The following is a 12,656-nucleotide window of genomic DNA, read 5'->3' as shown; positions in this document are numbered from 1 at the left end:
ATGACAAACATTCAAAAACGTTTTTATAAAGGCCGCGTAGCATTAAATGTATTAGCGAACAATATCGAAAATGCGAAAGACATTTTTGAGGCAGCAGAAGGTTATGTAGTTGTTGGAGTGTTATCAAAAGATTATCCAACAGTAGAAGAAGCAGTTACAGCGATGAAAGCATACGGAAAAGAAATTGATGACGCTGTATCGATCGGATTAGGCGCAGGAGATAATCGCCAAGCAGCAGTTGTAGCTGAAATTGCGAAGCATTATCCTGGTAGCCATGTTAACCAAGTGTTCCCTTCAGTTGGAGCGACACGTGCAAATCTTGGCGGAAAAGATAGCTGGATTAATAGTTTAGTATCACCAACAGGAAAAGTAGGTTACGTAAACATTTCTACTGGTCCAATTAGTGCAGCTGGGGAAGAAAAAGCAATCGTTCCAATTAAAACAGCAATTGCACTTGTACGTGATATGGGCGGAAATTCATTGAAATACTTCCCAATGAAAGGTTTAGCTCATGAAGAAGAATATCGCGCAGTTGCGAAAGCATGTGCGGAAGAAGGCTTTGCATTAGAGCCAACAGGCGGAATTGATAAAGAAAACTTTGAAACAATTTTACGTATCGCATTAGAGGTAAATGTAGAGCAAGTTATTCCGCACGTGTACTCTTCTATTATTGATAAAGAAACTGGTAATACGAAAACAGAAGATGTGCGTGAGTTATTAGCGGTAGTGAAGAAGCTAGTTGATCAATATGCGTAAGAAAATTGCAGCATTTGGCGAAGTAATGATGCGCCTGCAAGTACCAGGATATGAATTGTTGTCACAAGCTAACACATTAAATTACTCATTTTCTGGTACAGGTGTGAACGTTGCAGCAGCACTTTCTCATCTCGGGCATGAAGGCTTTTTTATTTCAACTTTACCGGAAAATTCGGTTGGAGATGCTGCGGTATCGCACATTCAAAAGTTAGGCATTCGGGCACCGTTTATTTCAAGAGGCGGTAAATATGTCGGCATGTACTTTTTAGAAAATGGATTTGGAGCACGTGCAAGCCGCGTTACATATTCAAATCGATTAGAAAGTAGCTTCAATACGGCATGTGAAGACATGTACCAATTTGAAGAAATCGCAAAGGAAATTGATATCGTTCATTTTTGCGGAATTACACTTGCGATGAATGATACGGTGCGCCATCATATGAAATCTTTAGCGAAAGCAGTTAAAGAAAACGGAGGTACTGTTGTTTTTGATTGCAACTATCGTCCATCTCTTTGGGGAGAAGACGGGTATGAGCAGGCGAAACCACATTACGAAGAAATGCTAGCTCTTGCTGATATCGTTATGATGAACGAAAAAGATGCAATGTTCGTTCTTGGAATGAAAACAGAGGAGACAGAGCGAGAGGCGCAACTTGTTGATCTTATTCCAAAGGTTGCTGAAACATATCATATCGCTACAATTGCTGGTACACATCGCTCTATTAATAGCGATAATACACACTCGCTTCGCGGGTTTATATGTAAAGATGGTGCGTTCACTTTTGCAAAAACACTTACGTTTTCTGTATATGATAGAATAGGTGCTGGAGATGCTTATACGAGCGGGATTATTCATGGCGAGATAGAAGAGTTTGCACCAGAGAAAGCTGTTTCATTTGCGTCAGCAGCTGGAATGCTTGCACATACAATCGTCGGTGATACGCCAATGTCATCAGAGAAGGATATACTTCGGGCAATGACGGCATCAGTAGGTGATGTAGAAAGGTAGTGGGTGTAACGGTGAACGTAACGAGGAAAAAAGGACCATTATATTTACAAATAAAAAATATTATTCGTGATCGAATATTGCATGGTGTATATGCGATTCATACGAATATTCCTTCTGAACCGCAGTTAGAAGAAGAGTTCAAAGTGAGCAAAATTACAGTGCGTAATGCGATTAAAGAACTTGCTCAAGAAGGATATTTGGAAAAGAAAAGCGGTAAAGGAACGAAAGTGATCCGTAATACTTCTGCGACAAAGTTGTCAAAGGGTAAGAAATTTACAGAAGTGTTAGTGGAAGAAGGATATAAAGTACAAAAGAAACTGCTAAAAGCAGAAATCGTTCATAATGAAGAAGGAACAGTGCCATTTCGATTATTCGGTAAGGAAAGTTTTCGTATCGAACGTTTATATACGTTAAATGATGCACCGTACATTCATTATACGCACTATTTCTCAGCACACATGGCAAGTACAGATTTATCGGACTTTGACTTGCAATCGCTTTACGATTTAGTTGAAGACCGAGGTATACATTTAGAAAACTTCAGAGATGAATTCGCTGTTGGACTTGCGCCTAGTTTTGTTGCAGAAGCGTTAGGTGAAAAAGAGGGGACAGCGTTATTAAAACGTATGCGCTATTCTTACGATGAAGTTGGCGAAGTAATTGAATATAGCGAAGGCTACTACAACACAGAAATGCAGCATTATGTAGTGAATTATGACGTATAAAAGGAGGGTATTCGCCCTCTTTTTTTATAAAGTGTTTCATTAGATTCATCCCGCACCAATTAGGTGTTTATTGCCTGCAAATACGGGATAAAAGTAAGGGGAATGAGAGATGGATATATACTTATTAATCGTCACGTTATTTGCAATCGCGATTGTTATTTTAGGGGTATCATGGTGGAAATGGCATGCATTTATTAGTTTAACAGTTGCGAGTTTATTTTTAGCTATCATGTCTGGATTGAATTTGACGAAAATAGTGACTGCCTATGAAACTGGTGTCGGTAGTGTACTAGGACATCTAGTTGGTATTTTAGCTCTCGGAACAATTTTAGGAAAAATGATGTCTGATTCAGGGGCCGGCATGCAAGTGGCAGACTTCTTTATCCGATTTTTCGGTGTAAAGAAACTACCTTGGGCTATGTTATTTGCAGGATTTGTTATAGGGATTCCAGTGTTTTTTGAAGTGGGGATCGTCATTTTATTACCACTTGTTATTTCTATTCGAAAAACGACGAAGCAAAATATATTATTAATTGCGTTACCTGTTATTGCTGGATTATCTATTGTGCATGGGCTAGTGCCACCACATCCAGGGGCGATGACAGCAATCGGTATTTATAACGCGAACTTAGGAAAGGTACTTTTATATTCATTAATTATCGCGTTACCAACAGCCATTATCGCAGGACCGATATTTGCAAAGTGGGTATATAAAAGGGTTATACCTGAAAATGAACCAGAGCTTGTTCGAGTTACGACTGTATCAACAGATTTACCAAGTCGTAAAGTTTCATTTTTTATTATTTTATTACCAGTTGTATTGATGATTTTATCAGTAGTTGCACCATATATTTCATTACCGAAAAAGATAACTGAATTTTTCGTATTTATAGGGAGCCCAGTAATTGCTTTACTTATTTCATGTTTCGCAGCATTTTATTTACTTGGAATAAGACAAGGTATTAATAAAAAGGTGATTAAAAAATTAACGGATGAAAGTTTATTACCGGTCGGTTCCATTATTTTAATTATCGGTGCAGGCGGTGGGTTTAAACAAATATTAATTGAAAGCGGCGTTGGAACAGCGATTGCGCAAATGGCAGAGCATATATCGTTATCGCCAATTGTATTAGCTTTTATGGTAGCTGGATTAATTCGAATTGCAACAGGTTCAGCGACAGTAGCATTAACGACAGCAGCAGGAATTGTTTCACCAGTTATTCAGCACATGTCTGGTGTAAATTTAGAATTGCTCGTTATTGCAACGGGCGCGGGATCATTAATGTTTTCTCACGTAAATGATGCAGGGTTCTGGCTTGTAAAAGAGTATTTAGGTTTGACGGTGAAGGAAACGTTTAAAACGTGGACAGTACTCGAGACATTGTTATCATTTATTGCATTTGGCTTTGCACTTTTATTGAATATGTTTATTTAGGAGAGGAGATCAGATTTAAACGAATAAAACCTACAGAGGAAATGTAATTTCTCTGTAGGTTTTATTCGTTTTTTGTGCTTTCTACTACTTAATGGAACGTACATACTGATCTTCTCCATCGTCTTTGACAAAGACTCCTAGCTCATTCAAATCTTTGCGTAAATGCTTCTTTTTTTTCGAGTTTCCTTCTCGAAGAGCATTTCGTCTTTCATACAAAATAGTATTTATGCTTTTATTAAATCGCTCATCCTCTAATTTCCATAAGCTATACTCATGTTTATAAGGATCTTGTTCCACCCAGGGGAAGCCGTGCATTACGAAAGTATCTTTAATTTTGCTTGGGTTAATGTCAGATGTTTCACGTAACCATTCTCGGTCTTCTTGATCAATGATAATCACTTGACGCTTATCTACAAAAACGGCTTTTACATTTGACCTGGTGATTTGTTTCTTGTGATCGTCCTTATTCACGTGAATGCTTTCCGAAGTAATGTTCATTTTTAAAGCGTCACTATAAATAATTAAAGAAAATAAAATCCCTGCAATAGTGCCAATTAACATGAGGATAATTGGAAGCCAAAAAGGGTTAATAGAATTTAAAAGTTCTATAATTTTCGAGTCAGAAAAAAGAGGAATCTTTTTTATAATCTCTATTAATTTAGGTGAAAAATATCCAATAACGCCTAAAAGGATTGGACTTACTATAGCAAGTAATTTTTCTAAAAAACCTAATCCAATGACAGATACCTTTTTCATTTGTAGTTCATCCTTTCTTAATATATATTTTTTCAAAATCAGGGCATTTAAATAGTGAGTTTCTTCACCATTTTTATGAGCTCATCTGAGTAATTTTCTATAGATATCGATGAATTCGCCTTTAGCATTCTTTCTTCGATTGCTCCTAAAATAAATGAAGCCAATGTGTCAATTCGGAAAGAGTTAGAAAACACTCCATTTTGTTGACCAGTCTTCAAAATATCTAATAACATCGTTCTAAGAGCATCATCTTCGTCGTCGTCTTCGATTCTGTAATAAGGAACATTCTCTTCATTTCTTGCATTAAAGACAATCTCAATTAAGGCAATATTATTTTTGTAATGAGTTTCTTGATAAGCCAAATGTGCTTCAATAAAAGCCTCTAGTTTGTTTATTTCAGATTGGGCTAATAGTACTCGATTGCTAATAAATTCATGTTGTTTCTCAACTAAAAATTGTAATGTTCGATTCATAAGATAAAGCTTATCGTTAAAATGATAAGAAATAAGTCCAGTGCTAATCTTAGCTTTTTTTGCTACCTTCGTTAAGCTTAAGTTGTTATATCCAACCTCTTCTAATGTATCGATACATGCAAGAATAATTTGTTCACGTCTAGCCTCTGCAATAAAAGAATCAGTCATGCTATTCAACTCCTGATTTATATAATTTGAATGTATAATTAAAAAATTGATTGATCATTCAATTAAATATTAGTAAGAAATTATTAGTATGTCAAATGTTTTTATACCTACATCTTGATAAGGCTAATTCATTTTTTAATGAGGCTCATTTTCTGAAACAAGCCCGTTTTTAAGTAAGCCAAGCTTCCTATTCGCCCTGAAAACATACTATAAATGGAATCCCCTCATTTAGAGCAAGGTGAACTTGTTATGAATGATACTAAAGGAGGAATAGAGTAATGAGCGAAAAGTGTGAACACAGACATGATGATTGTAACCGCAGACACCATGGTTGCGGAGGCGGTTTTGCGCTTCTAATCGTATTGTTTATTTTATTAATCATCATCGGTGCTAGCTGCTTCGGCGGAGGCGGCGGTTGTGGTTATGGTGGTTACGGCGGTTATGGCGGCGGCTATGGTGGATATTGCTGCTAATTAAAAACTATTGAAAATAGCCTTGTGCATACTGCACAAGGCTATTTTATTCATACTTTAATATGCTGTGATAATTTATTAATGTACAGAGAACGGATTAAGAAGAAGAAAATGATCTCGATAATCCCGAAAAAGGTGAGTATAATTAATAACTCTTTTAGTAATGAGAAAGAAAACATGCTTTGTAAAAATTTAACCGCAAATAATGTGTGAACACCAGCAACGATATAAGGAACGAAAAATAAAATTCCTAACTGAATCGTTGCAGAGCGAAACATTTCTGATTCAGTTAAGCCTAGTTTTGTAATCGTAATGTATTTTTGTTTTTCATTCGTTAAGTCGTTATACATACGGAAGTATAAAACGCTAGCCGCACCGATAAAGAAGATAAAGCCAAGAAATGCCCAAATAAAGAATTGAGCAACTGCATTTTCTTTATTATGGAGTAACTCATCAGTAGCGGTATAAATATTAAAAGGAACGGGAGATGCATGCTTATCGTCTTTATGTGCCTCATAATATTTTTCGGTGTCATTACTAATACTTTTTAATATATTTTTTGTTGGAATAATTGCATTTTCCCAATTATCCACGAAGTAGTTATAAACTGTAATGGTTTCAATATGAGGAATCATAGTATCGATTGCATAATCTTGCATAATAACTAAATTTGCTAATGCAAATGGTGGTGCTATTCCTTTGTTAATAAATCCCTTTATATAAAACTCCTTTTTATTGGATTCAAGCGTAATTGTATTTTGTTTTACAAATGGATTTGATACAAGGTTTAATAGCTCTGGTGAATAGCCAGAAATAATGTAAACTTCTTTTGAATCAAGGGTGATTGTAGGTCTCTTTAACTGTTTAGCAATTTCGTTATAATCACTCATTTTCATAATTGCAATCTCTTCTTTTGAAGCAGTATCTTTTAAAAGCGTAAATTTATATTTTTTATATTGAAAATGAGCATTGGAAAGTTCGGATTCAATAGTATTAACGTGCTTTCGTTCAAGGGAATGATCCCCTTCTAATTTGTATGTGAAGGGAATAGGATATCGCTCTAGTATCGACGCTTTTGTATTATTATTCGCAGCAAATAGTCCGATAATAATCGTAAATGCAAGCGCAGATAGCATAGAAACGATAAAGAGTACATTAATATTACTACGGGTACGAGCAACTAAATCTGAAATCCATAACATGTTTATTTGTTTCAAATAAAACTTTCTACGCTTCTTTAAAATATAGATAAAAAGAAGAAATGTTTGTGAAAAGAAAAAATATGTTCCGATTACTACGAGTGGCAAAATAGATAATATAATAAAGAAGACAGATCCGTTTTGCACATTTTTTTCGGTTACGTAGCCTTGTGGATAACCAGCAATATAATAACATAACCCTAAACAAGTTAAAGCAAATATCGAAATGAGTATAGACGGCCTTTTTTCGGCTGTCACTTTCTTGTTCCCTTTAATAAGATGGACTGTTTTACGCGTACGAATAAACATCGGTGTAAACGTAGAAACGATTAAAAATAAAATGATAAACGTTACGGTTGTCACGATTATCGCTTCTGTTGGCCAATATAAATAGAGACCTTTCGCACTTGTTAATTTCGAAGTGACTAATAAGAAAAAGTTAGAAAATACAAGGCCACCTTGAATGCCGATAAAGATAGACAATATCCCGATGATCATGTTTTCAGTAAATAAAAGTCTTTTTAATTGTCTCTGTGAGATACCGAGAATCGTGAGTATCCCGAATTGCTGCTTCCGTACATTTAAAAATGTTCCAATTGAATATAAGAGAAAGAAGAACGAGAACATAACGATAACAAGCTGTGCTGTACTTGCTAAGTTCATTAGAGGATCACGTTCTTGAAAGCTTTGTACATTTTGTAAGCGCGGGTGATACGCGTATACAGTAAATGAAAAGAAAACCATGATAGAAAAAGCACTACTTACAAAATAAGCGAAATATGCTTTAGAATTACGTGAGACATTTTTAAATGCAAATTGCCAAAATGTCATCCACGTCTTCCTCCTAATAATGCTAAAACATCTAATATTTCTTGATAAAACTTCTCGCGATATAGCCCGCGGTGTAGTTCGTTGTAAAGCTCGCCATCTTTAATGAAAATGACACGGTTACAATAACTTGCTGCAAATGGATCGTGCGTAACCATTAAAATTGTTGCATCTTCTTCTTTATTTAACTTCGTAAATAACTCCATTACATCGATTGCAGCTTTCGAATCTAAGTTTCCTGTTGGTTCATCGGCAAGTAGAAGTGACGGATGATGAATAACAGCACGTGCTACTGCGGTACGCTGCGCTTGTCCGCCAGAAACTTCAAAAATACGCTTGTCTAAAATATGATCAATGCCAAGCTTTTTTGAAATGTTATCAAGCTTTTCGTCCATTTCTTTTAATGGAACATTATCTAATGTTAAAGGTAGTACGATATTTTCACCGATCGTTAGTGTATCTAGTAGGTTAAAGTTTTGGAAAACAAATCCTAACTCTTGTCGGCGGAAAATAGCTAACTTCTCTCTACGAAATGTGTGCGGCTTTTTTCCGTTAATAACGACATCACCAGAAGTGGGTGAATCAATTGTAGAGATAACGTTTAAAAATGTAGATTTACCACTACCAGATGGTCCCATGATAGCGACAAATTCACCTTTATCTACATGTAAATTTATATTTTTTAAAGCAGTATGAGGGACTTTTCCTTCATACACTTTTGATACGTTTTTTATGTGTAAAACTTCTTCCATAGTAATCACCTTTCTATTCGTTAAAACTTAATATGTTGTGATAATTTTTGCATATAGAAGGAACGAATTAAAAGGAAAAATATCACTTCAACTGTTCCAAAAATCATCAGTACGACTGTAATCTCAGCGAAGAACGAGAGATGTAAAACTTCTTGTAGCATCTTTGTCGCAAACATCGTATGGATCGATGCCATAATGTATGGAACAAAGAACAGAATCGCAAGTTGAATTGTAGCAGATCGTTTCATCTCGGCTTCTGTTAAACCGATTTTTGTAATCGTCACATACTTTTCTTGCTCACTTGTTAAATCTGTATACATCCGGAAGTAAAGAACACTGCCAGCACCGATAAAGAAAATAACACCTAAGAAAGTACCAATTAAGAAGAAGGAAGCGACATTGAGTTTAGTTGTGTATAGAGAATCACTTGCTTCACTTGCATGGAAAGGTGGGTGCTCTGCTTGAATTTTTATTTCGTCGTTATCAATCTTTTCTACAAATGCCGAACCGATGTTATTAGCTTTTTCCCAATCGTTAACTTTAAAGCTATATACACTCATCTGTTTTGAAGCTGATGATAATGCCTCTACATTTTCATCAGATAATACGAGTAATTGTGATATTAACCTATTTGGGAATGGGTTATAACTTTTATATTCTTTTATGTGTAACTGCAAAGAATTTTGATTTAAAGTAAGAGCATTTCTCGTTTTTTGATCATGAAGTGTTTCAAAAACTTGATTATCTAAATCTTTAATAAGGATATAAGATTCATTATTCTTCACGTGGAGATTTTCCCAGTTTAATGCTTTAGCAAGTATATTATAGTCACTTTGTTTAATTGCATAATAGAGCTGCGGTGTTTCTTCCGCCGAAGATACTTCATATATATCCGTTTTAAATTGTTTATAAGTAAATTGTTCTTCATTGAACTTTTGTTTTAACCAATTTAAATGTTCATCCGCTAACGTGTTTTCAGTATGTGATAAATATGTAAAAGGAAAAGGATTTTCTCTTACTGCATCAAACTTTGTAAATTTCCCAAAACCGTATAAGAACGTAATCATAGTGAAAGCGAGTGTTGATAGCATCGCTACAATAAAGAGCATGTTAATATTTGTCCGAATGCGAGCTGCTAAATCAGAAATCCAAAGCATATTAATACGTTTCATATAAAATTTTCTTCTCGTTTTTAATATACGAATGAGTAAAAAACTAATTTGTGAAAAGAAAAAATATGTTCCAGCCGCAACGAGTGAAGGAATGACAAATATACTGGTGACGGCGTACAAAATTCCAATTACGTCGCCAAGCGATATGAAATATAGCGGATTTGCTGCTAGTACGTATCCAGATATTAAACATGTCGCACCAAATAGAGAGATGAGCACGGATGCTTTTCTTTCTTTTTGCTTTGTTCCTTCTTTTAAAAGACGTACAGCCTTTCTCGTCCGAATGAGCATCGGCGTAAAAGATGAAACGAGAATGAAGAGTCCAAGAAAGATGATCATAGTTAAAATAATAGCACTCGTTGGCCAATATAAATATAAACCAGGTACATGTGTAATTTTGGCGGTAACTAGTAGAAAGAACTGTGAAAAGACAAGTCCAAGTTGAATGCCGAAAAATATGGAAAGAACACCAATTAACATGTTTTCTAGAAATACAAGTCTTTTTAATTGTTTTTGAGATATACCAAGTACTGTTAAAATCCCAAATTGTTTTTTTCGTACTTTTAAGAAAGTACCGATTGAATATAGTAAAAAGAAAAAAGAAAAGAATACAATGACAACTTCTGAAATTGTCATTAATATGTTCAGAGCAGCATTCACGCCTGTCATATGCAATTTAGGATGAAATAAATAAACCGCAAACGAGAAAAAAATTGCAATGGAAAACGCACTACTTACAAAATAGGCGAAATAAGCTCTGGCGTTCCGGGTTACGTTTTTGAATGCAAACTGCCAAAATGTCATTCACCTGAACCTCCTAATAAAGTGAAGATAAAAAGAGTATGAAAGATACTCCTTTCATCACGTTTGTCTTAAATAATTTGTCCATTCGTATATTGTGATAATTTTTGCATGTAAAGTGAACGAATGAATAAGAAAAATACAATTTCAACGACTCCAAAAATAATAAGAACGGCTGCAACTTCTTTGAACAAAGATAGATCAATTACATCTTGTAGCATTTTCGTTGCAAACATTGTATGAATGGATGCCATAATGTAAGGAACGAAAAATAAAATACTAAGCTGAATGGTTGCAGATCGTTTCATCTCTTTATCTGTCACACCGATCTTAGAGATTGTTATATACTTCTCTTGTTCATTCGTCAAATCTGTATACATTCTAAAGTAAAGAACGCTACCAGCTCCAATGAAGAAAATAACTCCTAAAAATGTTCCGATTAGGAAGAATGCGGCACTACCAGACGTTATTTTATATAACGTTCCTGCTGATTCAAAGGATCGAATAAGAGGCCCTTCATACTGGGAATTATTTCGATCTTTTTGCACCTTTTCTATAAAATCATCCGCAATTTTATATGTCTGTTCCCAGTTTTGAATTTTGTAATTGTATGCTGATATATGTTTTACCGTGTTGGGTAAGTTATTTACGAGAATATCAGGTAAAACTATCGTTTGATATGAAAAGCCAGATGGAATTGCATTAACATGCTCATAGCCTTTTACTTTTAATTTCGTATTTGTACTAGAGAGTGTAATGTAATCTCTTTTGTAGCTTTGCTCAAATTCATTAAATATAGTGATATAAGAGGTCCCCGTTAACACGTATGCTTCGTTATCATCCATAAATAGTTGTTTCATTCGTAAAGAAGCAGCAAGTTTGTTATAGTCACTTTGCTTAATTGCGTATACGTCATTATAAATAGCTACATCTTTATCTTCTCTTAGTGGTGTTTCATATATATCAGTTTTGATTTTCTCATAAGGAAAATGCTCTTTTTGTAACTGTTGTTCAAGCCAATTTAAATGCTCAGTAACAAAAGGATTTGCATCATAAGAAAAATAAGAAATTGGGAAAGGAGAAATTCTATTAACCTCTAGTTTAATAAACTTCCCAGATCCATATAGGAACGTAATCATTGTGAAAGCAATTGTAGAGAGCATCGCTACAATAAAAAGCATATTAATATTCGTTCGAATACGGTTTGCTAAATCAGAAATCCAAAGCATATTCACCCGCTTCATATAAAACTTTCTTCTTTTCTTTAAAATATAAATGAGTAAGAAACTAATTTGTGAAAAGAAAAAATATGTCCCGATTGTAACAAGCATTGGGATAACGAAAATACTCGAAACCATATATATAACACCTATTTGCGGGCTTACTGATACGAAATATTTAGGATTTCCAGCTAAAGCATAACCACCTAATAAACAAATCGCACCAAATAAAGAAATAAGTATGGATGGTTTTTTTTCTTTTTGTTTTCCGCCATTTGTTTTTAAAAGTTGTACCGTTTGTTTTGTACGGATAAGCATTGGTGTGAATGTAGATACAATGATAAAAAGACTAAGGAAAACGATAGTCGTTAAAATAAACGCGTTAATAGGCAAGTATAAATATATGCCTGGTACATGCGTAATTTTTGCTGTCACTAATAAGAAAAATTGTGAAAATACAAGTCCAAACTGCATACCGAAAAAGATAGATAAAATACCGATTAACATATTTTCCATAAAAACAAGACGATGTAATTGCTTTCTCGATATTCCTAAAACGGTCAAAACTCCAAATTGTTTTTTTCGAACTTTTAAAAACGTACCAATGGAATATAGTAAAAAGAAGAAAGAGAAAAATACAATTACAACTTCTGAAAATATCATTAATCCTGAAATTTCAGCGGTCATGCTAACGTTTTGTAATTTCGGATGGAATAAGTAAACAGCAAACGAAAAGAAAACAGCAATGGAAAAGGAACTACTTACAAAGTAAGCAAAATAAGCTCTCGAGTTGCGCGTTACATTTTTAAATGCAAATTGCCAAAATGTCATAATATGTACCTCTCGCTAGAAGGCAAATATGTAGTTTTATTGCAAAAAATGTATGAGA

General features: G+C 34.6%; 11 protein-coding genes. 5 read left to right on the top strand and 6 right to left on the bottom strand.

Annotated features, from left to right (window positions below; all coding sequences use genetic code 11):
• The 4 genes from dagF to gntP all read left to right on the top strand — a co-directional run bounded on the left by dagF (nt 1) and on the right by gntP (nt 3,925).
• Complete coding sequence (gene dagF / locus JDS99_RS19740; RefSeq protein WP_199695570.1) at nt 1-756, top strand: 2-dehydro-3-deoxy-phosphogluconate aldolase; 756 nt, start codon at nt 1-3, stop codon at nt 754-756.
• Nucleotides 749-1,765 (top strand): sugar kinase, encoded by a 1,017-nt coding sequence (locus JDS99_RS19735; RefSeq protein ID WP_199695569.1) that lies wholly within the window; start codon nt 749-751, stop codon nt 1,763-1,765. The genes dagF and JDS99_RS19735 overlap by 8 nt, the downstream gene beginning before the upstream one ends.
• Entirely contained in the window at nt 1,765-2,490 is a 726-nt protein-coding gene (locus JDS99_RS19730; protein WP_000539264.1) for a GntR family transcriptional regulator, read from the top strand. The genes JDS99_RS19735 and JDS99_RS19730 overlap by 1 nt, the downstream gene beginning before the upstream one ends.
• A gap of 109 nt (nt 2,491-2,599) precedes the next feature.
• Entirely contained in the window at nt 2,600-3,925 is a 1,326-nt protein-coding gene (gntP, locus tag JDS99_RS19725; RefSeq protein WP_199695568.1) for a gluconate permease GntP, read from the top strand.
• A gap of 84 nt (nt 3,926-4,009) precedes the next feature.
• On the opposite strand, the gene JDS99_RS19720 is transcribed toward gntP, so the two are convergent.
• Both JDS99_RS19720 and JDS99_RS19715 read right to left on the bottom strand, forming a co-directional pair.
• Nucleotides 4,010-4,681 (bottom strand): YqeB family protein, encoded by a 672-nt coding sequence (locus JDS99_RS19720; RefSeq protein ID WP_097953561.1) that lies wholly within the window; start codon nt 4,679-4,681, stop codon nt 4,010-4,012.
• 47 nt (nt 4,682-4,728) lie between these two features.
• Nucleotides 4,729-5,322, bottom strand: a complete 594-nt coding sequence (locus JDS99_RS19715; protein ID WP_199695567.1) for a TetR/AcrR family transcriptional regulator — start codon at nt 5,320-5,322, stop codon at nt 4,729-4,731.
• Between the two features lie 278 nt (nt 5,323-5,600).
• Between JDS99_RS19715 and JDS99_RS19710 the strand changes: the two genes are divergently transcribed.
• Nucleotides 5,601-5,795: a YjcZ family sporulation protein gene (locus JDS99_RS19710; RefSeq protein ID WP_029440268.1), complete on the top strand. Its 195-nt coding sequence runs from the start codon at nt 5,601-5,603 to the stop codon at nt 5,793-5,795.
• Between the two features lie 50 nt (nt 5,796-5,845).
• Here the strand turns inward: JDS99_RS19710 and JDS99_RS19705 are convergent, their stop codons facing one another.
• From JDS99_RS19705 to JDS99_RS19690, 4 genes are all read right to left on the bottom strand, one after another.
• Entirely contained in the window at nt 5,846-7,825 is a 1,980-nt protein-coding gene (locus tag JDS99_RS19705) for an FtsX-like permease family protein (RefSeq protein WP_097889143.1), read from the bottom strand.
• Nucleotides 7,822-8,574, bottom strand: coding sequence for an ABC transporter ATP-binding protein (locus tag JDS99_RS19700; RefSeq protein ID WP_000393250.1), 753 nt, complete (start codon nt 8,572-8,574; stop codon nt 7,822-7,824). The genes JDS99_RS19705 and JDS99_RS19700 overlap by 4 nt, the downstream gene beginning before the upstream one ends.
• Before the next feature lie 20 nt (nt 8,575-8,594).
• Nucleotides 8,595-10,550, bottom strand: coding sequence for an ABC transporter permease (locus JDS99_RS19695; RefSeq protein WP_199695566.1), 1,956 nt, complete (start codon nt 10,548-10,550; stop codon nt 8,595-8,597).
• Between the two features lie 68 nt (nt 10,551-10,618).
• The gene (locus JDS99_RS19690) at nt 10,619-12,598 is read right to left on the bottom strand and encodes an FtsX-like permease family protein (protein ID WP_199695565.1); all 1,980 of its coding nucleotides are present in this window, start codon (nt 12,596-12,598) and stop codon (nt 10,619-10,621) included.
• Between the last annotated feature and the right edge of the window lie 58 nt (nt 12,599-12,656).

The organism is Bacillus cereus group sp. N6 (genome assembly GCF_016483705.1).
Classification (GTDB): domain Bacteria; phylum Bacillota; class Bacilli; order Bacillales; family Bacillaceae_G; genus Bacillus_A; species Bacillus_A wiedmannii.
This window is presented reverse-complemented; position numbering and strand designations above follow the sequence as displayed.